This is a genomic window from Oricola indica (genome assembly GCF_965227485.1).
Classification (GTDB): domain Bacteria; phylum Pseudomonadota; class Alphaproteobacteria; order Rhizobiales; family Rhizobiaceae; genus Oricola; species Oricola indica.
Genome location: NZ_OZ245747.1, coordinates 890,417 through 913,935, shown reverse-complemented (window position 1 = coordinate 913,935; position 23,519 = coordinate 890,417). Strand labels below are relative to the sequence as shown.

21 protein-coding genes are annotated in these 23,519 nt (G+C 64.3%); 11 read left to right on the top strand and 10 right to left on the bottom strand.

Annotation, left to right across the window (positions count from 1 at the left end):
* Positions 1-59: 59 nt before the first annotated feature.
* The 3 genes from ACQK2M_RS04740 to ftsE all read right to left on the bottom strand — a co-directional run bounded on the left by ACQK2M_RS04740 (position 60) and on the right by ftsE (position 2,578).
* Entirely contained in the window at positions 60-788 is a 729-nt protein-coding gene (locus ACQK2M_RS04740; protein WP_425416844.1) for a YdcF family protein, read from the bottom strand.
* A 94-nt stretch (positions 789-882) separates the two neighbouring features.
* Positions 883-1,902, bottom strand: a complete 1,020-nt coding sequence (locus ACQK2M_RS04735) for a cell division protein FtsX (protein ID WP_425416843.1) — start codon at positions 1,900-1,902, stop codon at positions 883-885.
* A gap of 16 nt (positions 1,903-1,918) precedes the next feature.
* The gene (gene ftsE / locus ACQK2M_RS04730) at positions 1,919-2,578 is read right to left on the bottom strand and encodes a cell division ATP-binding protein FtsE (protein WP_223477302.1); all 660 of its coding nucleotides are present in this window, start codon (positions 2,576-2,578) and stop codon (positions 1,919-1,921) included.
* A 175-nt stretch (positions 2,579-2,753) separates the two neighbouring features.
* Here ftsE and ACQK2M_RS04725 point away from each other — a divergent pair, with 175 nt between their 5' ends.
* From ACQK2M_RS04725 to ACQK2M_RS04710, 4 genes are all read left to right on the top strand, one after another.
* Positions 2,754-3,311, top strand: coding sequence for a hypothetical protein (locus ACQK2M_RS04725; RefSeq protein WP_425416842.1), 558 nt, complete (start codon positions 2,754-2,756; stop codon positions 3,309-3,311).
* A 4-nt stretch (positions 3,312-3,315) separates the two neighbouring features.
* On the top strand, positions 3,316-3,864 hold the full coding sequence (hpt, locus tag ACQK2M_RS04720; RefSeq protein ID WP_425416841.1) for a hypoxanthine phosphoribosyltransferase: 549 nt from the start codon (positions 3,316-3,318) through the stop codon (positions 3,862-3,864).
* Entirely contained in the window at positions 3,864-4,229 is a 366-nt protein-coding gene (locus ACQK2M_RS04715; RefSeq protein ID WP_425416840.1) for a response regulator, read from the top strand. The genes hpt and ACQK2M_RS04715 overlap by 1 nt, the downstream gene beginning before the upstream one ends.
* A gap of 89 nt (positions 4,230-4,318) precedes the next feature.
* Positions 4,319-5,107 carry a hypothetical protein gene (locus ACQK2M_RS04710; RefSeq protein ID WP_425416839.1) on the top strand — a complete coding sequence of 263 codons (789 nt, stop codon included), beginning with the start codon at positions 4,319-4,321 and terminating at the stop codon, positions 5,105-5,107.
* A 21-nt stretch (positions 5,108-5,128) separates the two neighbouring features.
* Here ACQK2M_RS04710 and ACQK2M_RS04705 read toward each other — a convergent pair whose 3' ends face one another.
* The 4 genes from ACQK2M_RS04705 to argH all read right to left on the bottom strand — a co-directional run bounded on the left by ACQK2M_RS04705 (position 5,129) and on the right by argH (position 10,778).
* Positions 5,129-7,693, bottom strand: a complete 2,565-nt coding sequence (locus ACQK2M_RS04705) for a TIGR02302 family protein (RefSeq protein ID WP_425416838.1) — start codon at positions 7,691-7,693, stop codon at positions 5,129-5,131.
* A gap of 107 nt (positions 7,694-7,800) precedes the next feature.
* Positions 7,801-9,066 carry a diaminopimelate decarboxylase gene (lysA, locus tag ACQK2M_RS04700; protein ID WP_425416837.1) on the bottom strand — a complete coding sequence of 422 codons (1,266 nt, stop codon included), beginning with the start codon at positions 9,064-9,066 and terminating at the stop codon, positions 7,801-7,803.
* Between the two features lie 28 nt (positions 9,067-9,094).
* Positions 9,095-9,268, bottom strand: coding sequence for an LPS translocon maturation chaperone LptM (gene lptM, locus ACQK2M_RS04695; protein ID WP_425416836.1), 174 nt, complete (start codon positions 9,266-9,268; stop codon positions 9,095-9,097).
* 97 nt (positions 9,269-9,365) lie between these two features.
* Positions 9,366-10,778 carry an argininosuccinate lyase gene (gene argH / locus ACQK2M_RS04690; RefSeq protein WP_425416835.1) on the bottom strand — a complete coding sequence of 471 codons (1,413 nt, stop codon included), beginning with the start codon at positions 10,776-10,778 and terminating at the stop codon, positions 9,366-9,368.
* Here argH and tlpA point away from each other — a divergent pair.
* From tlpA to ACQK2M_RS04655, 7 genes are all read left to right on the top strand, one after another.
* Positions 10,777-11,466: a thiol:disulfide interchange protein TlpA gene (gene tlpA / locus ACQK2M_RS04685; protein ID WP_425416834.1), complete on the top strand. Its 690-nt coding sequence runs from the start codon at positions 10,777-10,779 to the stop codon at positions 11,464-11,466. The two genes, argH and tlpA, sit on opposite strands and share 2 nt — an antisense overlap.
* A 606-nt stretch (positions 11,467-12,072) precedes the next feature.
* Positions 12,073-15,060 (top strand): helicase-related protein, encoded by a 2,988-nt coding sequence (locus tag ACQK2M_RS04680; protein ID WP_425416833.1) that lies wholly within the window; start codon positions 12,073-12,075, stop codon positions 15,058-15,060.
* A gap of 12 nt (positions 15,061-15,072) precedes the next feature.
* Positions 15,073-15,459: an RNA-binding S4 domain-containing protein gene (locus ACQK2M_RS04675; RefSeq protein ID WP_223477313.1), complete on the top strand. Its 387-nt coding sequence runs from the start codon at positions 15,073-15,075 to the stop codon at positions 15,457-15,459.
* Between the two features lie 51 nt (positions 15,460-15,510).
* Positions 15,511-16,842 (top strand): GH1 family beta-glucosidase, encoded by a 1,332-nt coding sequence (locus ACQK2M_RS04670; protein ID WP_425416832.1) that lies wholly within the window; start codon positions 15,511-15,513, stop codon positions 16,840-16,842.
* A 151-nt stretch (positions 16,843-16,993) separates the two neighbouring features.
* Positions 16,994-17,332, top strand: a complete 339-nt coding sequence (fdxA, locus tag ACQK2M_RS04665; RefSeq protein WP_425416831.1) for a ferredoxin FdxA — start codon at positions 16,994-16,996, stop codon at positions 17,330-17,332.
* A 359-nt stretch (positions 17,333-17,691) separates the two neighbouring features.
* Positions 17,692-18,267 (top strand): CarD family transcriptional regulator, encoded by a 576-nt coding sequence (locus ACQK2M_RS04660; RefSeq protein ID WP_223477316.1) that lies wholly within the window; start codon positions 17,692-17,694, stop codon positions 18,265-18,267.
* A 190-nt stretch (positions 18,268-18,457) separates the two neighbouring features.
* Positions 18,458-19,324: an RNA polymerase factor sigma-32 gene (locus ACQK2M_RS04655; protein ID WP_223477317.1), complete on the top strand. Its 867-nt coding sequence runs from the start codon at positions 18,458-18,460 to the stop codon at positions 19,322-19,324.
* Positions 19,325-19,443: 119 nt separating this feature from the next.
* Here ACQK2M_RS04655 and ACQK2M_RS04650 read toward each other — a convergent pair whose 3' ends face one another.
* The 3 genes from ACQK2M_RS04650 to ACQK2M_RS04640 all read right to left on the bottom strand — a co-directional run bounded on the left by ACQK2M_RS04650 (position 19,444) and on the right by ACQK2M_RS04640 (position 23,501).
* The gene (locus tag ACQK2M_RS04650; protein ID WP_425419980.1) at positions 19,444-20,937 is read right to left on the bottom strand and encodes a M48 family metalloprotease; all 1,494 of its coding nucleotides are present in this window, start codon (positions 20,935-20,937) and stop codon (positions 19,444-19,446) included.
* Positions 20,938-21,141: 204 nt separating this feature from the next.
* The gene (gene thiQ / locus ACQK2M_RS04645; protein ID WP_425416830.1) at positions 21,142-21,885 is read right to left on the bottom strand and encodes a thiamine ABC transporter ATP-binding protein; all 744 of its coding nucleotides are present in this window, start codon (positions 21,883-21,885) and stop codon (positions 21,142-21,144) included.
* Positions 21,885-23,501, bottom strand: coding sequence for a thiamine/thiamine pyrophosphate ABC transporter permease ThiP (locus ACQK2M_RS04640; RefSeq protein ID WP_425416829.1), 1,617 nt, complete (start codon positions 23,499-23,501; stop codon positions 21,885-21,887). Before ACQK2M_RS04640 ends, thiQ begins: the two co-directional genes overlap by 1 nt.
* Between the last annotated feature and the right edge of the window lie 18 nt (positions 23,502-23,519).

Here is a 23,519-nt window from a genome sequence, read left to right as displayed (position 1 = left end):
ACGTGGTTCAGGCGATACACGCCACATGACGAGAACGCAAAGGCGGCAAAGTGGTTTCGTCACTCCGACGGCGACAGCGATGCCTTGGCGAAGGTGGAGCTCGATCCGGCATGCGGCGTAACCAGCGTCCGCAACCGCGCCGCGCTGTATTTGAGATATTCGCCGAAAAGAACCCTGTAGCGATCCGCCTGCGCCTCCGCGCTCTCGGGGTCGCGCTGGCTCGCCACGACAGCATGCGGAATGAGCTCTATGCCGTCCATCGCGTCGCCCAGTTCGAGCAGGCTGCGCGGCATGTGATAATCGTTTGTCACCACAAGAAGCGACGAGAAGCCGTTGTCGCGGGCCCATTCGGCGGTCTGGGTGGCGTTGCCGATCGTGTCCAACGCCTCGTGATCGATGTCGATGCAGCAGTCAAAGCGGTCCTCGTCCACCGCGAAAGCCTTCGCCAGCACGGCGGGAGAGGCCGACGGATGCACCCCGCTGATCAGGAGGCGCTCGCCCTTCTTCGCATCGAGCAGGCGCACGGCCTCGTCGACGCGAGAATATCCTCCGGTCAAAACGACGATACCGTCCGCCTGTCGGTCGGTCGTCGGCGTTCTGAAGGCGGATACATCGGCGAGGAACACGAAGAAGCCGGCGCAATAGGCCACGACGCCGACAAGCGCCGCCGCCGCGGCAAAGCGCGCAAACCGGCGCAACCGGTGCGGAGCCTGCCTGGATTCCGTCACCGCATTGCCCGCATAAACTGACGTCGCACCTTGCCCATCGGTGTCAGCTGCTTCGATCATGCCAAAATCGATAGCCCTGAAATGGGGCACGCGATAGACCAAAATCAGACGGGATTGGGTCGCCTGGCGGCAAAAATCGATTAGACAAAGCGATTTAATCCAGCCGGCCGGGATCGGCGCGCCGGTCGTCGATATCGCGCAGAGTGCGCAAGACCGTGATTCGCGTCGTCAGCGCGGTCAGGAACCCGACAAGCACGATGACGGCGAAAACGCCGGCATAGGCGCCGGCCCCAATGGCGAAATCGCCGAAAAACGCCGACGCCTGTTCGCCCTCGGGCGTGATGATGTTGCGCGCCGCCCACCAGCTCACCAGAAGAAAGACCACCGTCGCCGCGCCGCCGCCGATAAGCCCGCCCCAGATACCCGACAGAAGGAAACGCGTCTGGAACTGCCGCGCGATGAAGCCGGACCGTGCGCCGACGAAATGCAACACCTCAATGACGTGCTGACTGCCGGACATCGCGCCCCTCGTGGCGAAGATGACGGTCAGGACCAGCGCGGTCAGGACGAGGACCAGAATGCAGACACCGATGACCGTGGTCGTTCGGGCCATGCTGACGAGCCGGTCGACCCAGGCGCGGTGATCGTCCAGCGAGGCGTTGGGCACCGAGCCGATGATCGTATCGCGCAATGCGGAGAATTCGGGCGGCGCGGCCTCGTCCACCGTGACGACGACAAGGCGCGGAACAGGCAGTTCGTCGAAGCCGAGGCCGGAGCCGAGCCACGGTTCGAGCAGGGCCACGGTTTCATCGCGCCCGATGATCCGCGCGCCGCGGACGCCGGGGAAACCGGCTGCCAGAGACCGCGCCTTTTCCAGCGCGGCATCCATGTCGAAATCGTCGCCGGGACGGATCTGGATGGTCGCCTCCCGCGCGATCTGGCTCTGCCATGTTTCCGCGCTCTTGTTGACGAGCGAGACCGCCCCGACCGCGAGACAGGCGAGAAATGACATGATCGCGATGACCAGGATGAGCGCCTGGCTGGCGGCGTTGGCGTTGGGCACGATCGGCGCAAGGGTCCGCAGGCCCGGAACGCGTGACTTCTCGCCCGTGCCCTTTTTCCACGGGCCGACGGACCGGGGCATGCGCGGCCCGGCACCCTTGGGTAATTTCATCCTTATGGCCGGGCGCTCATTCATAAATTTCGAGCTGCCCGTTCGAGAGAATCATGCGCCGCGCATCGACCTGATCCATCAGGCCTAGATCGTGGGTGGCGATCACCACCGCCGTGCCAAGACGGTTCAGTTCGAGGAAAAGCCGCAGCAGGCGCTGCGCCATCGGCGTATCGACATTGCCGGTCGGCTCGTCGGCGAGAAGGATTTCCGGCTGGTCGATGAGAGCGCGAGCGATTGCGACGCGCTGCTTCTCGCCGCCAGAAAGGACCGGCGGCAGCGCGTGAATGCGCTCACCGAGCCCGACCCATTTGAGCAGTTCCAGCACATCGTGTTGATAGGAGCTCTCCTCCTTGCCGCGCACGCGCAGCGGCAGGCCGACATTCTCGTAAATCGTCATGTGATCGAGGAGGCGGAAATCCTGGAAGACCACGCCGATCCGCCGCCGCAGAAGCGGCAGTTCGGCCGGCTCGATCATCGCCATGTCCTTGTTGAAGATGGTGATCAGCCCGCGTGTCGGCCGCAGAGACATGAACAGCAGACGCAGCAATGTCGTCTTGCCCGCGCCGGACGGCCCGGTCAGGAACTGGAACGACTGCTTGGGAATATGGAACGAGACGTCGCGCAGGACTTCCGGTCCCATTCCGTAGCGCAGTCCGACATTCTCGAATTTGATCAAGCGGCCCGTCCGATTCGCAAGAACAGCAATGGGGAAGGAATAGAGCAGGCGACCCGCGAATGGAACCGACCCCGCATGCGCAACGGCCTTCCAAAACCTTCGATTAACCAAAGCCGCGTACATCTCAATCATGGCGGTTCCGCGTTGCGCGGCCCGAATATCGAGGAGCGCGCGCGTGGCGCAGGATATTATCGACGCGGAATTCGAGACAATCCGCCGCGATGACGACGGGCACCCGGTCCGCAAAACGCCGGTCGAGCCCGCTCCCGGTATCGATATCGCGGATGATGACCAGATCGAGATCCTGAAATCGGAGGCCGGAAAAAGCGAGATGCCCGGCCGGCGCGCGCAGATCCTCTACGCGCTCTCCGTCCTGTTTTCCTCCGTCGCCGCCTTCCTGATTTCCGGCGGCCATGTCCTGTTCCAGGCCGGCGCCGCCGCGCTCGACCCGCCGGCGCTCGAAATCGCCGCCGATCCGGTTCGACCCCTCATCGGACGCAACGATGTCATGACCGTGAGCGCCACAGTCCGCAACGCGACCGGCGATGCGAAGCGCATTCCCGATGTCCTTCTCACCTTCCGTTCCCCCGACGGTCAGGCCAGCCTCGTCTACCGCGTGGCGCGCGGCGAGACGCTCGAACCCGGCAAAAGCCTTGCGTTTACCGTGAGAATGCCGAAAAAACCCGGTTACGGTCAGGCGCCGAGCCTGAGGTTCGACAATAGCGGGGTTTGACAACATGGCGGTCGTCAGGGGCAAGCGAATAGAGGTTCTCTATTCCGCATCGACCATTGCAGCGCGCAATCTGGAACTCGCCAAGGAAATCGGCGAACGCGATTACCGGGACCTTCTGGTAATTTCCGTGCTGAAGGGTTCCTTCATCTTCTCCGCCGATCTCGTGCGCGCCATGCACGATGCCGGGCTCGAGCCGGATGTGGAGTTCATTATGCTGTCGACCTACGGCGCCGGGACCGAGGCGGGCGACGTGAAAATCCTGCGCGATATCGATTCCGATGTCGCCGGGCGCGACGTGCTTCTGGTCGACGACATTCTCGAATCCGGCAAGACGCTGACATTCGCCCGCGACCTGATCATGCAGCGCGGCGCAAAGAGCGTCGGCCTCTGCGTGCTGCTCGACAAATCGATGCGCCGCCAGGCCGCGACACCACTGCAGGCCGATTTCGTCGGCTTCGAATGCCCCGACCATTTCGTCGTCGGATACGGCATGGATGTCGGCCACGCTTTTCGCGAGTTGCCCTTCGTCGGCGTGGTCGCGGGAGACGCATGATGGCTTCCATCCTGCTTGTCGAGGACGATGATTCGGTCCGCACATTCACGGCGCGCGCCTTGCAGATCGATGGCCACTCGGTCGATCAGGCGGAAGACGGCGATATCGGCCTTGCCCGCGCGGCGGAAAAAGGTGGCGCCTATGACCTCGTCCTGTCGGATATCCGCATGCCGGCGATGGACGGGATCGCCATGGCGACCGAGATGGCGAGGGATTTTCCCGACCTGAAGATCCTGCTGATGACCGGCTATGCCGAGCAGCGCGAGCGAGCGCGCGAGGTGTCGGCGATCATCGTCGATGTCGTGCAGAAGCCCTTCACGCTGGCGGAAATCCGCTCGGCTGTTTCCAGGGCGCTCGCGGCCTAGAGAGCCGGGCTCCCGACAAGGCCCGATCGGAGTTGGCGGGATCGTGTCTTGCCGCGTAAGGTCGATGCGAACCCGGCCGAGGTCATGCGATGAAGATAAGGTTTTCCATCCTTGCGATCATTGCGCTCATGCTGTCCGCAACGACAGCCAGGGCGCAGTTCAGCGAGCGCTATCACATCTGGGCGTCCGACACGGCGATCGCCGAATCCCAGATCGGCCAGAACTGCCTCGGCGCGTACGCCGCCGTCCGGGAGTTCTCGTACCTGACGCGCCTGTTCGAACATGACGGCAACGACCTGACGGGTTTCGACCTCGAACGCGACATCTTCACGATCAGGGCGAAGGCGATGCGCCTGGAGCAGGACAACACGCCGGAACTGACGACGATGCTGGCGCTGCAGATCGGAAACGACCTGACAAGGGACGAGGACCTGTTCATGCAGGTCGGGATCGCAAGGGAAGTCTTCGCGATCCTGCGCGAATGCCAGAAATATTTCCAGATTCCCGTGACCGTCCGGTTCAAACGACCGCCGCCGGCACGCATACCGACCGACCGGGAATGCGGCATTCGCTACGCCACGCTCTTGCATCACGATGCCGGAGCCGTTTCCCGGCAGATCTTCACCCAACGGTCCTCCCATGCGGCGAACGCGATCAAGGCCGCCAATCCCGACCTGTCGCCACAGGAAATCTTCCTGATCATCGACACGGCGGCACAAAGGGCGGCGGACGCTCTGTGGATCGGATCCGCGCCCAACCGCAGCGCGGTGCGCGACGCCTACGAAAATGCGCGCGCCTGCGACGCCAAATACGGCTTCGCTCCGGTTCCGGTCTCCGCGGGCACCGGTGATCTTCTGGGAAAGCCCGGCAGCCAATAGGCGCTGCCGGCCGGGCGCGGATCAGTTCAGCTCAAGCAGACGCTCGAGATATTCCTTCTCCAGCTGCGGCGATAGCGCGTTGCCGAGACGTCTGCGGATCGCCTCGAGGATTTCGCGGGCGCGGCGAATGTCGATCTCGTCGGGAATCTCGACCGATTCGCCGAAATCCGGTCCGGCCGAGCGTTGCGGCCGGCCGAGCGGATCACGGTCGAGCGCGTTGCGACTGCCGCCGGGTTCCGACGCACCGGTGCCGCCATCCATCGCCTGCTGCATCTGCTGCATCATGCTGTCGGCGCCGCGCCGGAGCGCATCCATGGCCTGGCCCTGGTCGGAAAAGGCCTGCTCGCCCTCGCCCTCGCCAAGCGCCTGTCCGGCTTCGCCCATCTCGCGGCCGGCCTCGCCGAACTCCTCGCCGGGATTGATGCCCATGCCGCGCAGGCCGTCCATGAACTGCTCCAACCGCTCGCGCAGCGCCTGCTGGCCGGGCGCGAGCCCCTGAAGACCGTTCTGGCCCTGCCCCTGCTGGCCCTGCTCGCCGTTTTCGCCCATCTGCTGGTCGCCCTGCTGGCCTTGCTGACCCTGCTGGCCTTCCTGGCCTTCCTGACCCTCCTGCCGGGGCTGACCCTGTCCGCGCCGGCTCTGGCGGTAGGTCTCGTTCATCAATTCCTGCTGCTCGCGCAGGATTTCGCCCAGCTCGTTCATCTGCTGCTGGGCCTGGTTCTGCTGGTCGCCCTGCTGATTGCGGTGCTGGCCCATCTGCAGATTGTTCATCATGTCCTGAAGCTGCGACAGCATCTCCTGCGCCTGCTCGCGCGCGCCGGACTTCGCCAGTTCCTCGATCCGGTCGAGCATGTCCTGCAGGCTCTGCATGTCCATTTCCTGCATGTTCTCCGGCATTTGCTGCTGGGCCATGTTCGGATTGTTTTCCATCTGCCGCGCCAGTTCGCGCAGATAGTCCTGCATGGCCTCGCGCAACTCGGCCATCAACTGCTCGATCTCCTCGTCCGACGCGCCGTTTTCGAGCGCTTCCTTGAGCGCCTGCTGCGCCTGGCGCATGCGGCGCTCGGCGTCCGACAGATTGCCGTCCTCGATCGTCCGCGCGAATTCCCACAGATAATCGACGACGCCGCGCAACGCCTCGTCGTTTCCGCGCGCTTCGAGAAGCCGCGCCCGGGCGGTCACGAGACCGAGAAAATGGCTCGCATCCTTGATCGTCTCTTCCGGCCACAGGGTCAGGACGTCGATCACGTCGACGATGTCGGGAACCGAATTGGCATCGAGGGCCAGATTGCGGCGCTGTTCGATGATGGCGCGGGCGAGCGGATTGGAGAAAGGCCGACCCGGCAACACCAGCGTCTTGGTCTCGCTGCGGCCGGTCTGTCCGCGATCGTCCTCGGCCTCCAGCGTCATCGCAACGCGCGCGCCGGCCCATGGATGTTCGCTGAGATCGCGCATCGTCTTGGCCGCGCCGTCTTTCGACGAGCGTCGGGGAAGCGACAGCGGCAGGTCCGGCGCCTCGTAGAGCGGACGTGCGCCCTCGGCGTCGTCATTGGCCAGTTCGACAATGCCACGCGCCTTGGTGACACGATGGTCGTCCTTGGCGAAATATTCGAGCGTCATGGTGCCGTTGGCCGCGCGCACCGGGTCGCCCGCAAATTCGATCGTCGGCGCATCATCCGGCGAGACGGCAAAGGACCAGTCGCGTTGCGCGTCCTCCGCGCCGCCGGAAATCGACAGCGAGCCGGACTGTTCGAGCGTCACCTCGAAGCGCCGAGACGTCGCGGACTCGGGACGTCCGTCCCCGGTCGATGTGCCCAGCGGCGTCTGCGGACCCGGCCATGTCACGCTTTCCTGCCCGGTGCCGCCGGCAATGCGCACCACGGCGACACTGCCTTCCGGCACGGTGAAGTCGCTCCGGGCGGCGTTCTGTTCGGAGGTCAGGAAGATCGGCGCCATGCCCGTATAGGCGGGCGGCGTGACCCAGGCGTCGATGCGCGCCGGCACGGCCTCCGCGACCTGATGACTGCGGAACGCATCGCCGAGCGTCCCGCCGGAATTGCCGTAGGACCATGCGAAGGCCGTCACCAGAAGCAGCGCGACGGCGGCGCGCAGGGCAAAGGGATCGCGCCGGGGAATGTCGGTGCGGGCGTTCGCGCCCTGAACGCCATCGACGCGCTCGGCCATGCGCCGCTGGTGTTCGCGCCACAACACGCCGGCGAATGCGTCGTCCGAAGCGCCGGACAGCCGGTCGTCCTGCGTGGTGATCGGCGCATGGGACAGCGCGTTCTCGCGTTCGAGCCGCCGGTCGATTTCGAGCACACCGGGCATCCGCATCGAGCGCAGCGGCCAGAGGCTCGCAAGACCCGCAAGCGCGAAGACGGCGATGAGCCCGAGACGCATCGTATCGGGCATGGACCTGAACAGGCCGAACCACGACAGGATCGCGAAGAGCGCAATGACGCCGGCCAGCGGCAAAAGGCGCGGCAAGAGGCGCTCGCCGATGATGGCGGCGCGTGTCGCCGCGCGGACAAGCCTGAGCCTGCGCGAAAGGTCCTGCGGGGCGGAATGCTTGGTGTCTGGTGCCATGCGCCTCGTTTCTCCTGACCAAAAGAGTAGCACTCTTCATAGCAAATGCGAGGCCCAATACCCGGTATTGCGATCACACTCTTGTCAGAGCGAACGGGAAATGCGGCTCAGAACCAGTCCGGCACGCTGTCGAGGCCGATCAGCTCCTCGTAGCTCGGGCGCGGCCGACAGACGTGATAGTCTCCGCCCTTCACGATCACCTCGGGGACGAGAAGCCGCGAATTGTAGGTCCCCGCCTGCACCGCTCCATATGCGCCGGCCGATCCGAAGGCGATCAGATCGTCGGGAGCCAGCTGCGCGATATCGCGGTCCTTTGCGAGGTAATCGCCGGATTCGCAGACCGGACCGACGATATCGGCCGTCATGCGCGTTTCGTCCGCGACCGGTTCGCGAACCGGGATCATGTCGTGCCATGCCTCGTAGAGCGTCGGGCGGACGAGGTCGTTCATCGCCGCATCGACGATGACGAAATTCTTCTCCTCCGCCTGCTTCACAAAGATCACCGAGGTGACGAGGATGCCCGCATTGCCGGCGATCATCCGTCCAGGCTCGAAAATCGCCTTCACACCGAGCGGCAGGATGTGCTTCTTGACGATCTCGCCATAGGCGGCCGGCAGCGGCGGCGGCGCATTGTCGTTGCGATACGGAATCCCGAGACCACCGCCCATATCGACATGCTCGATCGTGTGCCCGTCGGCGCGCAGCTGCGCGACCAGGTCGGTCAGAAGGCGGATCGCGTCATCGAACGGCTGCAACTGCGTGATCTGGCTGCCGATATGCATGTCGATGCCGGCGACGCGCAGGCCCGGCAACGCCCCGGCTCGGCGATAGACGTCGCGCGCCCGGAGCCAGGAAATGCCGAACTTGTCGCCTTTCTTGCCCGTCGAAATCTTGTGGTGCGTTTTCGCGTCGACATCCGGGTTGATGCGCAGCGAAACCCGCGCGGTCTTGCCGGCCGCGACGGCCCGCGCCGAAAGCTGCTCCAGCTCGGGCTCCGATTCAACGTTGAAGCAATGGATGCCCTCGGCAAGTGCGAAATCCATCTCCCGCGCTGTCTTGCCGACGCCGGAGAAAAGAATCTTCTCCGCCGGGATGCCCGCGGCGAGAGCCCGCCGCAACTCGCCCTCGGACACGACGTCGGCGCCGGAGCCCAGTTCGGCCAGCGTCTTAAGCACCGCCTGGTTGGAGTTGGCCTTCATCGCGTAGCATACCAGCGCATCGATATCATCGAAGGCCTCGGCGAAGACACGGTAGTGACGCTCCAGCGTCGCGGTCGAATAACAATAGAATGGCGTGCCGACAGCCTCCGCGATCAGCGGAAGGGGCACGTCTTCGGCGTGAAGCACGCCATCGCGATAGTCGAAATGGTTCACCGGAAAGCCCTGCTGCGAAGAGGCGAAATCAGATCAGTGGATCGAGGATGAAGGGACGGTCCTCGGCGGGCGCGTCGGCGGGTTTTTCCTTCTGCGCCGCTGCCGCCGCCGGAGGCAATTCCGGATCGCCCGCACGCCCGCAGGCGGTAAGCGTCGCGGCCAACGCCGCCAGAAGGAGAATGCGCGTGATGCCGATACCCATCGTCGTCAACCTTTTCCGCTGTTTCCGGCGCGCGCCGGACCCGAACAATCGTTTTCCTAGCGCGGCCATGCGTGAATGAACACCCCCGGCGAAACGCTCAGCCTTCCTTGTCGAGCTTGCGCCGGTGATAGCGGATCTGGCGGCCGACTTCCTGCGGCGCGGTGCCGCCGAAGCTCTTGCGGCTCGCCGCGGACTTTTTCACTGTCAGCACGTCGAATACCGCATCCGTGATGCCGTCATGGATCGACTTGAGGTCGTCCAGCGTCAGCCGGTCGAGCCGCACGCCCTTCTCCTCGGCGAGCGCCACAGCGCGTCCCGTAACGTGATGCGCCTCGCGGAAGGGGATGCCCAGTTCGCGCACCAGCCAGTCCGCGAGATCGGTCGCCGTGGAATAGCCGGACGCCGCGGCCTCGCGCATCGCCTTCTCGTTGACCGTGAGGTCGGCGACCATGCCGGTCATCGCGGCCAGCGCCAGTTCCAGCGCCTCCGCCGCGTCGAACACGGCTTCCTTGTCTTCCTGCATGTCCTTCGAATAGGCGAGCGGCAGGCCCTTCATCACCGTCAGAAGCGACACGAGGTCGCCATTGATGCGCCCGGTCTTGGCGCGCACCAGCTCGGCGGCGTCGGGATTCTTCTTCTGCGGCATGATGGACGAGCCGGTCGAGAACGCATCCGACAGCGTGACGAAGCCGAATTGCGGCGTCGACCAGATCACGATTTCCTCGGCGAAGCGCGAAAGATGCGTGGCGCAGATCGAGGCGGCGGCCATGTATTCCAGCGCGAAATCGCGGTCGGACACCGTGTCGATGGAATTGCGCGTCGGCGCGGCAAAGCCGAGCGCCTTCGCCGTCTGGTGACGGTCGATGGGAAAGCCAGTGCCGGCCAGCGCCGCCGCGCCAAGCGGACACTCGTTCATGCGTTCGAGGCAATCCGCCATCCGCGACCGGTCGCGCGAGAACATCTCGACATAGGCCATCAGGTGATGGCCGAAGGTGACCGGCTGCGCCGTCTGGAGATGGGTGAAGCCCGGCATCACGGTCGCGCGGTGTTCCTCGGCGCGGGTCAAAAGCGTCTCGACAAGGCTCTTGAGAAGCCCGGCCGCCTTTTCGGCCTCGCCGCGCACCCACATGCGAAAATCGAGCGCGACCTGGTCGTTGCGGGACCGCGCGGTGTGCAACCGCCCGGCCGTCGGACCGATCAGCTCGGACAGGCGGGCCTCGATATTCATGTGGATGTCTTCGAGCTTGCGCGAGAAGGCGAATTCGCCGGACTCGATCTCTGACCGGATCGTGTTCAGGCCGTGAACGATCTTGTCGCGATCCTCCGCCGAAATTATGTGACAGTCGGCGAGCATGGTGGCATGCGCGATCGATCCGTCGATATCCTGGGCGTAGAGCTTGCGGTCGTAACCGATGGAGGCGTTGATCTCCTCCATGATTGCCGCCGGGCCGGACGCGAAACGTCCGCCCCACATCTGATTGGAAGCGCTTTTTTTGGTATCGTCGGACATGAACGAAAAAATCCCGGAAACGAGTGACGGAAAGTCGGCGGAGAGCCGTCCCTCCATCCTGAAAATCGCGGCAATCGCGGTCGCGATAGGGGCGATCGCCGGCGCGGGCGGGATATACGCCACCGGAATGCTCTCTGGCAATGCCGGCGGGACCGGGACGGCCTGTGCCGCCGCGATCGAGACCGGCGCATCGCTGAAACCGCTCCTGACCGGCGAGGTCGCGGCAATGGCGCCGCGAACGCAGGCCAACGATCTTTCCGGGCTGACATTCAATGACGGAGACGGCAACGCGATCACGCTCGCCGATACGGGCGGCAAGCCCCGCCTCGTCAATCTCTGGGCGACGTGGTGCGCGCCATGCCGCGCCGAGATGCCGGCGCTCGACGCATTGCAGGCCGAGAAGGGCGGCGATGATTTCGAGGTCGTGGCGATATCCGTCGATGGCGGTGACGACGCCAAGCCGCGCGCCTTCTTCGAGGAGATCGGCATCGAGACGCTCGGCTTCTACCACGATCCGACCATCGGGGCCTTCAATACGATGAAAAAGGAAGGTCTCGCCTTCGGATTGCCGGTCACGGTGCTGGTCGATTCGCAAAATTGCGTCGTCGCCAACATGAACGGCCCGGCCGAATGGGCGAGCGAAGACGCCTATCGCCTGATCGACGCCGTTAAGGCAAAAAGCGAATGATCGGGCCGCGCCGAACCGCCAAAGGTTAACAGCAGGCGACACAAGCACCCCGCCTCGCCGCGATGAATCGTTAAAGTTGTGCCCATCGCGACAGCGGACACGCTATATGTGGTGAGAACAAAACGGGAAATCATCGGAAACAGCGATTCGTCGCCGATTCGTTCCGCCTCGGTTCCGTTTCTTAACGGAAACTTACCGGGAGGTTAACCCGCATGGTTAACAAGACATGAAGAAAGTCGATTAAATTCAATTCGTTAACGAGCATCGCAATTGGCGGCACAGGGGCTTTCGCCAAGTGTTAACAAACCGGACCGGAACACCTCGAATGACTCACGCAATGATTCACGTACTGGTAGGGACGGGTCACTGCGCCACCACATCTGGTAGGGAACAAAGCTGCAACCTATGACAGTCACCGATTCGTCGCCGATTCGTTCCAGACTCGTTCTGGTTGTTAATTTCCACAACCCTGGAGCGGTAGAACCCATGCATTTTCGCGTGATTTTCGCCCTGTAATTGCCGAAACGGCGTGCTAAACGCGGAGTCAGCTCTCCGGGACGCTCATCAGCGCCGGAATCCCCGGACTCGAACTTCAAGACAGAGTCAATGCCTCCCGATTTTTTTGACGGCCATACGGTCAAGGCGGTACTCGGCCCCACCAATACCGGCAAGACCCACTACGCCATCGAGCGCATGGTCGCCCATTCGAGCGGCGTCATCGGTCTGCCGTTGCGCCTGCTCGCACGCGAGGTCTATGGCCGCGTCGCCCAGAAGGTCGGGGCGGGCCAGGTCGCGCTGATCACCGGCGAGGAAAAGATCGTGCCGCCCAAGGCGCGTTACTCGGTCTGCACCGTCGAGGCGATGCCGTCGCAGACCGACGTGGCCTTCGTCGCCATCGACGAGGTTCAGCTGGCCGGCGATCTCGAACGGGGTCACATCTTCACCGACCGCATCCTCAACCTGCGCGGCCGCGAGGAAACGCTGCTGCTCGGCGCGGGAACCATGACCGGCATCCTGCGCGCCCTGATACCCGGCATCGATATCGTTTCGCGCCCGCGCCTGTCCCACCTCGCCTATGCGGGCTCGAAGAAGATCACGCGTCTTCCCCGCCGTTCGGCGATCGTCGCCTTCTCCGCCGACGAGGTCTACGCCATCGCCGAACTGATCCGCCGCCAGCGCGGCGGTGCGGCGGTCGTGATGGGCGCGCTGAGCCCGCGCACGCGCAACGCCCAGGTCGAACTCTACCAGAATGGCGACGTGGAATACCTCGTCGCCACAGACGCCATCGGCATGGGCCTCAACCTGGATGTCGACCATGTCGCCTTCGCACAATTGCGCAAATTCGACGGCTATGCGTTTCGCGATCTGAACCCCGCCGAGATGGGCCAGATCGCCGGCCGCGCCGGCCGCCACATGCGCGACGGCACATTCGGCGTGTCGGGCCACGCCCACCCGCTCGACGACGAGACGGTGAAGCGCATCGAGGGCCACGAGTTCGACCCCGTGAAGGTCCTGCAGTGGCGCTCGCGCGAACTGGACTTCGGGTCGATCGCCGATTTGCTCCGCTCGCTGGAAGTGCCGCCGGAGACACCTGGCCTGACCAAGGCGCTGCCGGCGGTCGATCAGCGGGCGCTCGACTTCCTGTCGCGCGACGCGACCGTCGCCGACACATGCCGGGGCCGCGACGAGGTCTCGCTTTTGTGGGACGCCTGCGTCCTGCCCGACTATCGCAAGATCGCGCCGGCCCAGCATGCCGATATCATTTCACAGATTTTCCTCGATTTGGTCCGGCGCGGCCATGTCGACGAGGACTATATGGCCGAGCAGGTGCTTCGCGCCGACCGCGCCGACGGCGAGATCGACACGCTGTCGGCGCGAATCGCGCAAATCCGCACCTGGACCTATGTCGCCAACAGGCCCGGATGGCTTGCCGATCCGCTACACTGGCAGGAAAAGACGCGCGCCATCGAGGACAAGCTGTCCGACGCGTTGCATGACAGGTTGACGAAACGCTTCGTAGACCGCAGGACATCCGTGCTCATGAAGCGGTTGCGAGAGAACGTGACAATGGAAGCAGAAATAAGCCCTAGCGGCGATGTAACTGTCGAAGGCCATCATATCGGCCAACTGGACGGATTCCGTTTTTCAGCGGACAAATCCGCCGAGGGCGAGGATGCGAAGGCCGTCAAGGCAGCCGCCGCGAAGGCGCTCGCAACCGAGTTCGAGGCGCGCGCCGATCGCTTTGCCGCGGCGGGCAATTCCGATTTCGCCCTCGGTTCCGATGGCGTGCTGCGCTGGCTCGGCCAGCCGGTCGGAACGCTGACGTCGGGCGAGGAATGGCTGAAGCCCCGCCTCGTCTTGCTGGCCGACGAACAATTGACCGGCCCGGCGCGCGACAAGGTCGCCGCCCGCGCCGAGCGTTTCGTCGGACATCACATCGAGACGCATCTGAAGCCGCTGGTCGATCTCGGCCGCGCTGACGAACTGTCCGGGATCGCGCGCGGCATCGGGTTCCGCCTGATCGAGAATTACGGCATCGTTCCGCGCCGCGAGATCGCCGACGAGATCAAATCGCTCGACCAGGACGGCCGCGCCGCGCTGCGCCGCTATGGCGCGCGTTTCGGATTCTACCACATCTTCGTTCCGTCACTCGTCAAACCGGCGCCCGCCGGCCTTCTGACCCTGCTCTGGGCCTTGCAGAACGACGGGAAGGACAAGCCGGGCTACGGCGACGTCGTGCAGCAGCTGGCGACAGGCCGCACGTCGCTCGTGCCCGACCCGTCCTACGACACCGCCTTCTACAAGCTCGCCGGCTACCGGCATCTGGGATCGCGCGCGGTGCGTGTCGATATACTCGAGCGGCTGGCCGACCTGATCCGCCCGGCGCTGCAATGGCGCGAAGGCTCCGGGACGTTGCCCGACGGCGCCGCCGGCGGCGGCCGCTTCTTCGTCACTCCGGCGATGATGTCGATCCTCGGCGCGACGGCGGAAGACATGGAAGCCGTGCTCGGCAGCCTCGGCTACCGCCACGACAAGGTGGAACCGGCGGAATTCGATGAAAAGCTCACGGCGCTGAAGGCCGCCAACGCGCCCGCCGCACCGGAGACACCGACCGAGGAGCCAGCGGCCGCATCCGCCGAAGCCCAACCGGAGGCGCCAGCCGAAGAGCCCGCACCCGCGGAAACGCAACCGGAAACGCCCGCGCCCGAAGCCGGCGCAGCCGAGCCGGCCCCGGAAACGGCGGCGCAGGACGCCCCGGCACCGGCCGAGGCTGTCGAGACGCCCACCGAACAACCGGTGGAACAGGCCGCCGAACCGGAAGAGGCCGAGGAGCCGAAGCCGGTCATGGTCTGGTACCAGGTGCGCGGCGACCGCAACCGGCGCGGCCAGCGCCCGCAAGGCCAGCGGCCCGACGGCGACCGGAGGGGCAAGGGCGGTCACGGCAAGCCGAAAGGCAAGCGCGATCATGGCCAGAAGGGCAAGCCGAAAGGCGACGTGGCCGCATCTGCCCGCCCGCCGCGCCGCGAAAAGCCGATGGATCCGGATTCGCCCTTCGCGAAACTCGCCGCCCTGAAGGACCAGATGAAGAAATGATCCGCAAAGGCCATGAGCGCTGATCGCCAGCGCATCGACAAATGGCTGTTCTTCGCCCGCGTGGCGAAATCGCGGACGCTCGGCGCCAAGCTTGCCCAGGGCGGTCATGTTCGGGTCAACGGCGCCAAGATTTCGGTGGCAAGCCATGAGGTCAGGCCCGGCGACGTCCTGACTGTCACGCTGCCCCGGCGCGTCATCGTTTACAAGGTGATCGATTGCGGCACCCGGCGCGGCCCCGCGCCGGAAGCCCGCCTGCTTTACGAAGACCATTCTCCGCCACCGCCGCCAAAGCCCGACAATGCGCTCGATCGCGTTTCCGGCAAGCGCGAGCCGGGCGCAGGCAGGCCGACCAAGAAGGAAAGGCGCGCGCTCGACAAATTGACCGGCGATGACGATTGACGCGTCGCGGATTCGCCGCGATAAGCCAACTGTAACGATAAAGTGAGCCCGATGACCTTCTCCTTGCGCCGATCCGACTTTCCCGACGATTTCATTTTCGGAGCGGCGACGGCCGCCTACCAGATCGAGGGCGCGTCCTTCGGCGGCGCCGGCCCTTCGCATTGGGACACGTTTGCCGCGACACCTGGAAATGTCCGGAATGCCGATACTGGCGCTGTCGCCTGCGACCACTATCACCGCTACGCGGACGATCTCGACCTGATGCGCGCGGGCGGTTTCGACGCCTACCGCTTCTCGACCTCCTGGGCGCGGGTGATGCCGGACGGCGTATCGGTCAATCCGGAAGGCCTCGATTTCTACGACCGGCTCGCCGACGCCATCGTTGAGCGCGGTTTGAAACCGTATCTGACGCTCTATCACTGGGACCTTCCGGCCGCCCTCGCCGATCTCGGCGGCTGGCGCAACCGCGACACCGCGTCCCGTTTCGCTGACTATGCGCAAACGGTCATCGCCCGTATCGGCGACCGCATGGAAAGCGTCGCCACGATCAACGAGCCATGGTGCGTCGCCTGGCTCTCGCATTTCCTTGGCATCCACGCGCCCGGCATGCGCGATATCCGCGCGACGGCCCGCGCCATGCACCATGTTCTTGTGGCCCATGCCCGCGCGACCGAGGCGCTCCGCGCCGCCGGCCAGAAGAATCTCGGCATCGTGCTGAATTTCGAACATGCCAACCCGGCATCGGACATAGAAGAAGACATCGCCGCGGCGAGGCGACAGGACGGGCACTACAATCGCTGGTTCATCCAGGCGCTGACGCAAAAGAGCTATCCGGAGGACATCCTGGAAGGCTTCGCCGGGCACATGCCCGATGGCTACGAGAACGATCTGGACTCCATCGGCGCGCCGATCGACTGGCTCGGCGTGAACTATTACACCCGCTCCAATATCGCCCATGATCCCGCAAGCGCATGGCCGTCGCTCAAACCGGTGCCGGGCCCGCTGCCGAAAACGGGGCTTGGCTGGGAGATCTATCCGGAAGGTCTACGCGGGTTCCTGACGCGGCTCGCCCGCGACTACACCGGCGAGACGCCTATCATCGTCACGGAAAACGGCATGGCCTGGCCGGACAATATCGAAAACGGCCGCGTCGACGACAGCGAGCGTGTCGCCTATTTCGACGCCCATCTCCAGGCTGTGCATCGTGCGATCGCGGACGGTGCGCCTGTGAAGGGCTATTTCGGCTGGTCGCTGCTCGACAATTACGAATGGGCGGAGGGCTACGCGCCGCGCTTCGGCCTCGTCCATGTCGACTACGAGACGCAGCTCCGCACGCCGAAAGCCTCTTTCGAGGCCTTCCGGCAGGCCATCGGCGGCAACTGAGAACCAGATTGCGCGCGCGGCCCGATCCGTCGAAAAATGGTTCGGCACCGCGCGTTTTTGCCCTCTTGCACGCTTCTGGCAAAGCCGCTACCCATCCGCGCGACTGTTTCGCCGGCTCTCCGCCGGCCCCCGACCGTACTGGAGCGTGGCTGTGACCTACATCGTCACCGACAACTGCATTCGCTGCAAATACACCGATTGCGTGGAAGTTTGCCCGGTGGATTGCTTCTATGAAGGCGAGAACATGCTCGTCATCCACCCGGACGAATGCATCGATTGCGGCGTCTGTGAACCGGAGTGCCCGGCCGACGCGATCCGCCCGGATACCGAGCCCGGTCTGGAAAACTGGCTCAAGATCAACACGGAATATGCCGAGAAGTGGCCGAATATCACCGTTCGGCGCGAACTGCCGGCCGACGCCAAGGACCTCGACGGCGTTGACGGGAAATATGAGAAATACTTCTCTCCCGAACCGGGCGAAGGCGACTGACCGCCCGGACGCGCGCGTTCCGGAAGGCCAAAGCGCCTTGAAAAACGGGCGCGGGATTTCCATTTCCGTTAAGGCAATTCCGTGAAAGCCGCGACCCTTCGGCCTGATATTTGTGCAACGCATTGAAAAACGCGCATTTTTGTGCTATACACACAAGAATGTCATCGCACGTCACGCTTTTGGGCTGTTTGACGCTCCCTCTATGAAGGAACGCCTCTGCAACCGGTAGTCTATCGGGTAGGTCTTTACGACTCCAGTCGGCTCCGGTTTGGCGCATGCGCATGTGCGGGAATGGCAAGAAACGAGTTGCGGCTCCGGCGGAATGGTCCGGCGGGCGCCCGACAGGGAGTAAGCGAAGTATGGCGACTGCCTCGAAAAAGACGTCTCAACGGCAGGGTTTCAAGACCAGCGAGTTCATCGTGTATCCGGCTCACGGTGTTGGCCAGATCGCGGCCATCGAAGAGCAGGAAGTAGCGGGCCACAAGCTCGAACTGTTCGTCGTCGAGTTCCAGAAGGACAAGATGCGCCTGAAGGTGCCGGTTGCGAAAGCCGTGGCGATCGGCATGCGCAAGCTGTCCGAGCCGGATTTCGTCGAACGCGCGCTGAAGATCCTTCAGGGCCGTGCCCGCGTGAAACGCACCATGTGGTCGCGCCGCGCGCAGGAATATGACGCCAAGATCAATTCCGGCGACCTGATCTCCATCGCCGAGGTTGTTCGCGATCTCTATCGCGCCGAGAACCAGCCGGAGCAGTCCTATTCCGAGCGTCAGCTCTACGAGGCTGCCTTGGACCGGATGGCGCGCGAAATCGCGGCCGTCAACAAGATCTCCGACACCGAGGCCGTCCGCCTGATCGAGACCAATCTCAACAAGGGTCCGAAGCGCGGCGCCAAGGCGGAAAACGACGAGTCCGACGCACAGGAAGAAGCGGCCTGACAGGCCGACGAACCTTCGTCACGAAATCGTGAAGCCCGGCCCCTGCGGCCGGGTTTTTCTTTTGCGGAGAACAACTTGCGCGCGTTGTTCAGCCGGCATTGACGGCCCGTCCAGCCGAAACGTGATCTAATCGCCATAAAAAGGCGTATCGTGGATAAACATTCCAAATTCAAACGATCGGGAGAGCGGCATGGGTTCGGAACTGGCAAGACGTTCGATGGTCAAGGCCGCAATGGCCGCCCCTTACCTCGAACGTGAAGAAGAGCACGATCTCGCCGTCCTGTGGAAAGAGAAGCAGGACCAGAACGCCCTTCACAGGATCACGACCGCGCATATGCGCCTCGTCATCTCCATGGCGTCGAAATTCCGCAATTTCGGCCTTCCGATGAACGATCTCATCCAGGAGGGCCATGTCGGTCTGCTCGAGGCGGCCGCGCGTTTCGAGCCCGAACGCGACGTGCGCTTTTCCACCTATGCCACATGGTGGATACGGGCCTCCATGCAGGACTACATCCTGCGCAACTGGTCGATCGTGCGCGGCGGCACGAGTTCCGCCCAGAAATCCCTGTTCTTCAATCTGCGTCGGCTGCGCGCGCGCCTCGCGCAAGGCGGCTCGACATCGTCCCAATCGTCGATGTACCGGCAGATTTCCGACGCGCTCGGCGTCTCGGAGAAAGATGTCGCCCTGATGGATTCGCGCCTGTCCGGGCCGGACACCTCACTCAGCGCTCCGGTCTCCTCCGAGGATGAAGCCGGTGCCGCGCGCATGGATTTTCTCGTCGACGATCGTCCGCTGCAGGACGAGGTGGTCGAAGGGATGATCGACGACAAGCGGCGCTCCGAGTGGCTGCAGGACGCGCTGGAGATTCTCAATGACCGCGAAAAACGGATCATCGTCAGGCGGCGCCTGACCGAGGACGGCGCGACGCTGGAAACGCTCGGAACGGAGCTTGGTATCTCGAAGGAGCGCGTGCGACAGATCGAGAACCGGGCTCTGGAAAAGCTGCGCGGCGCACTCGTCAGCGGCAATCCCGACATGGCGGCCATGCACGCCTAGTGCATGTCAGGTTGCGATAGAATCGAAATGCGCTGCCTCTTGCCTTTGGCGCGAACGCGCATTCTCGATGCGGTTGTTTCAATCCAAACCTGAACTGCACCCGGAACCACGGTTCCGGTTCAGTCTGTCACGATCTTGTAGGATCGCCCGGTCTCGACCCTCTCGCCGGCGGCGAGCCCGTTGAGTACCCGGAACAGTTCGAGCGGGCGCGAGACGCCGCGCATGCGGGCGGCGATAGACCTGTCGGTCTCGCCGGGCACGGCCTTGACGATGTCCAGCGTCAATGGCTTCAGCGCCTTCTTCTCGGCCGCGGACAACCGCCGAAAACTGCCGCGCACGGACTGGGCGAGCGCGCCGAGTTGCGATGAGCCGCGCGGCATTGCGGTCAGGATTCGGTAAACCGAGCTGCCGGCGCGAACCACGGTAATGTCGAAATCCCACTGGTCGGCGGTGGCGCGGGCCATCGCCGCATTCATGCCGTTGACGGTGATCGGACGGATCGATGTCGGATCAAGCCCTTCCACCCAGCCGCTTGCGATATAGGCCGCCAACGACTGGTTGGACGACACCTCAGCGCCGTCGAAGCGGATCGCGGCGTTGTCGGCCTCGCGCGAACCGAGCACCGCCTCCGCCCGGTTGTCGATGTCGAAGCCTTTCGGGAAGGTGAAGGTGATGCCGAGCGCGGCGTGCGAATAGACCTGTCCGCGCACATAGCCTTCCTCGGCCGTGTCTCCGAACAGCATTCCGTCGATACCGGCGAGATAGCTCTCGCGGTTCCGCTCGCCCTGGCCGCGCGAGCCGAACTTGCGCGCATGGCCGATCGCCAGTTCGATACGCTGCGGCGTCGAGGGATGCGTCGCGAGGAAATCGAGGCTCGTGTCGCCGTCACCCGACTTGTTGCGAAATTCCATATAGGCCGCCATGGTCTTCTGGAAATCGGCGGCGGCATAGGGGTCGAAGCCGGCTTCGCCGATGGCCGCAATCCCGATCGCGTCGGCCTGAAGCTCCTGGTTGCGCGAGAACTGCGCGAGACGCAACTTGCCGCGCACCAGCGCGCGCCGCCCGGCGTCCTTGTCCGACAGCACGTCCGACACGACGCGGCTTGCCAGTTCGACCTCGGCTTCCTTCTGCTGGCGCAAGATACCGTGATTGGCCGTGACATGGCCCATCTCATGCGCGATCACGGCAGCGAGTTCGGCCGTATCGTTGGCAAGCGCAAGCAGGCCGCGCGTGATGTAGAGATACCCGCCCGGCAAGGCGAACGCATTGACGTTCGGCGAGTTGAGGATGGTGATCTGGTAGACCTGGCTCGGATTGTCGGAAACCGTGACAAGCTTGCCGACGATGCCCGCGACCATCCGCTCCAGTTTCGGATTGGAATATTCGCCGCCATAGGTGGCGAGAATCTTCGGATGCTGGGCCTCGCCGACGCGGGCGAGCTTTCCGGAGCGCACATTCTCGGCAATGACCGGATTGTTCGAGGGCTTGATCGAGGAATCGCCCATCAATTCCGACAGGTTCTGGCAAGACGCGACCAGAAGCGAAGCTGTGGCGACAAACGCCAACCGTACGCCGCGCAGAGGCGTGGCGCTGCGTCCCGGGGCCGCTTTCATCGTGAACGTCTTGCACTTCATGCGGGTAACAATATCCGGCACTCGAATCGGCGGGACTTGCCCCAAGATCCCTTGCGCCGGCTTACAGGCAAGCCCATGCCGACGACAAGTCCCTTGCGCAGGCCCAGCTGCGAACATGTCCCTCATGGAGGACGCACTGCCATTCAAATTGGGCGAAACCGCGTCCGACCGTCCCCGCGACGGTCAGTCGGAAACTTCCTCTTTCTCGCCGAGATAGGCACGAACCGGCGCCGGAGCCGTCTCCGAATCGAGCAGCGACGCCGTATCGCCCTCCAGGATGACTGCCCCGTCTGCGAGAAAGACCGTATGCGCCGCGATCCGCCGCGCATCTTCCGGGAAATGGGTCACCATGACGGTGGTCATGTGCCGTTCGTCATGGATCGAGGCCAGCAGGTCGAGCATGTCGGCCCGAAGCGCCGGACCGAGCGAGGCGAATGCCTCGTCGAGCAGCAACACGGGCTTTTGCCGGACGATCACCCGGGCCAGCGCGACCCTCTGCCGCTCGCCGCCGGAAAGCTGCGCCGGCAGCCGGTTTCCATAGCCGGACAGACCGACACCGGCCAGCGCCACTTCGACCCTGCCACGATCTTCCCCGGTCAGCCGCAGGGACGGAGAGACCCCGAGCGCGACATTGTCGAAAACGGACAAATGCGAAAACAGGTTGTTTTCCTGAAACACCATCGACACCGGCCGCTCGGAGACCGGCTCCTGCGTAATGTCGCGATCACCGAAACGGATCGCGCCTTCATCCGGCGTCTCAAAGCCCGCAATCAGATTGATCAAGGTGGATTTGCCCGATCCGCTCGGCCCGATCAGCGCCGTCACCGCGCCGGTGGGAAACGCACAATCGAACCGCATCTCGGGCGCGTCGCCACGGTAGCGAAACCGCACATCCTCGCAGGTCATCGCGACCCTTTGTTCCGTCATCATCCGTTCTCCCGGTCTCTTTCGTTCTGCCGCCCGCCGCGATCCGCGATCATCATCAGAACCATGGTCATCACGCACAGGATCAGGGCGAGGCCGGCGGCATCCTGGGTCCGGTAGCTGCCCATGCGTTGCAGGATCAGGTAGGGCAGCGTCTGGACATCCTGCGATCCGAATATCGCGATCACGCCGAGATCGCCCAGTGAGAGGGCCAGCGAGAAGGCCAGCGCAAGCCACATAACGCGGCGCAACAGCGGCCACGTCACGAGACGCAAGCGCGCGAACCCCGCGAGCCCGAGCTGGCGACACAGACGGTCATAGCGCTCGGACGCGCTCATCGCGGCCGGCAGCAGCAGCCGCATGGCGAAGGGGATAGCCATCGCCGCATTGACGATCACCACCATCAGCGGCGCGGCGGCATAGACGTCGCCGAAGCGACGGATCACGATGAACCATCCCGCCGCGATCACCACGGGCGGCACGACCAGGATCAGGCTCGATGTCTGTCCGAGCAGGCGCTCGCTTTTCCCGGGCGCGCCCGAAAAACGCCGCGCGGCGGCCGCCTTTGCGATGCCTGTCGCAAGCATCAGCGACATTGTGACCGCCAGCAGCGCCGCCAGTGTGGCGAGCACCAGGCTCGTCATCACGGCCGCACGCACGCTCGCCTGACCCGCGAGCCCCGGCAGGTCGGCGGCGACACCGCGCCAAATGATGACGAGGAAGGGCGCGAGAACGAACAGGGCGCCAATCAGGATCACGGCGAAGGACGCCACCCGCAACAGGAGACCGCGGCGCATCGGGAACGACCGGAGCCCGCCCAGCGTCAAGCCGGCGGAGACCTCGCCGCCGGCGCGCGTCAGAAGGATGAAGGCAAGCGCGGTGACGGCGACCTGGATGACGGCGAGCAGCACTGCGCGCGCGATATCGAAATCGAAGGTCAGCGCCTGGTAGATCGCCACTTCCAGCGTCGTCGCGCGGGGGCCGCCACCAAGCGTCAGGACCACGGTGAACGAGGTCACGCAGAGCATGAAGATCAGCGACGACGCCGACATCAGTGCCGGCCGCATGAAAGGCCACACGACGAAGCGGAACCGCGAAACGAAATCCATGCCGAGCTGGTGCGCGAGGCGATCATATTCCGCCGGCATCGAGCCGAGAGCCCCAAGGACGACACGCACGGCAAGCGGCATATTGAAGAAGACATGCGCGATCAGGATGCCCGTCAGACCGTAGATCGACGGAAAACCCAGACCCGCGCTTTCCGCCAGCCGGCTGAACATCCCCTGCTCCCCGTAGAGGCCGACGATCGCCAGAACGGCGACGATCTGCGGCAGGGCGAGCGGCAGGACGAACAGGCGCAGCAGCGCGCCGCTTCCGGGAAAACGGCGCAGTTCGTAGAACGCGGTCGCGACCGGCACCGCAAAGGCAAGCGAAATTCCCGTCGACAGGGCGGCCTGGAGAAGGGTGAACCGCAACGCCCGCCAGATCACCGGATCGCCGAGCGCATCGCCGATCTCCGCGCCCGCGTCCGGCAGCGCCAGCACCGCGAGCGGCAGAAAGGCGCCGGCCGCCACGAGGGCGAGGAAGGCGGCCGGCACCAACGCAAGGCCGCCCGCCACACTCCGTTCCTGCTTCCT

Bases quoted from the DNA above. Each gene is read 5' to 3' on its own strand.
- tlpA (WP_425416834.1), top strand. From the start codon at position 10,777: ATGAACGAAAAAATCCCGGAAACGAGTGACGGAAAGTCGGCGGAGAGC.
- ACQK2M_RS04660 (WP_223477316.1), top strand. From the start codon at position 17,692: ATGGCGACTGCCTCGAAAAAGACGTCTCAACGGCAGGGTTTCAAGACC.
- thiQ (WP_425416830.1), bottom strand. From the start codon at position 21,885: ATGACGGAACAAAGGGTCGCGATGACCTGCGAGGATGTGCGGTTTCGC.
- hpt (WP_425416841.1), top strand. From the start codon at position 3,316: ATGGCGGTCGTCAGGGGCAAGCGAATAGAGGTTCTCTATTCCGCATCG.
- lptM (WP_425416836.1), bottom strand. From the start codon at position 9,268: ATGGGTATCGGCATCACGCGCATTCTCCTTCTGGCGGCGTTGGCCGCG.
- ACQK2M_RS04705 (WP_425416838.1), bottom strand. From the start codon at position 7,693: ATGGCACCAGACACCAAGCATTCCGCCCCGCAGGACCTTTCGCGCAGG.
- ACQK2M_RS04735 (WP_425416843.1), bottom strand. From the start codon at position 1,902: ATGAAATTACCCAAGGGTGCCGGGCCGCGCATGCCCCGGTCCGTCGGC.
- ACQK2M_RS04655 (WP_223477317.1), top strand. From the start codon at position 18,458: ATGGGTTCGGAACTGGCAAGACGTTCGATGGTCAAGGCCGCAATGGCC.
- ACQK2M_RS04710 (WP_425416839.1), top strand. From the start codon at position 4,319: ATGAAGATAAGGTTTTCCATCCTTGCGATCATTGCGCTCATGCTGTCC.
- ACQK2M_RS04650 (WP_425419980.1), bottom strand. From the start codon at position 20,937: ATGAAAGCGGCCCCGGGACGCAGCGCCACGCCTCTGCGCGGCGTACGG.
- ACQK2M_RS04670 (WP_425416832.1), top strand. From the start codon at position 15,511: ATGACCTTCTCCTTGCGCCGATCCGACTTTCCCGACGATTTCATTTTC.
- ACQK2M_RS04675 (WP_223477313.1), top strand. From the start codon at position 15,073: ATGAGCGCTGATCGCCAGCGCATCGACAAATGGCTGTTCTTCGCCCGC.
- ACQK2M_RS04740 (WP_425416844.1), bottom strand. From the start codon at position 788: ATGATCGAAGCAGCTGACACCGATGGGCAAGGTGCGACGTCAGTTTAT.
- ACQK2M_RS04715 (WP_425416840.1), top strand. From the start codon at position 3,864: ATGGCTTCCATCCTGCTTGTCGAGGACGATGATTCGGTCCGCACATTC.
- argH (WP_425416835.1), bottom strand. From the start codon at position 10,778: ATGTCCGACGATACCAAAAAAAGCGCTTCCAATCAGATGTGGGGCGGA.
- ACQK2M_RS04680 (WP_425416833.1), top strand. From the start codon at position 12,073: ATGCCTCCCGATTTTTTTGACGGCCATACGGTCAAGGCGGTACTCGGC.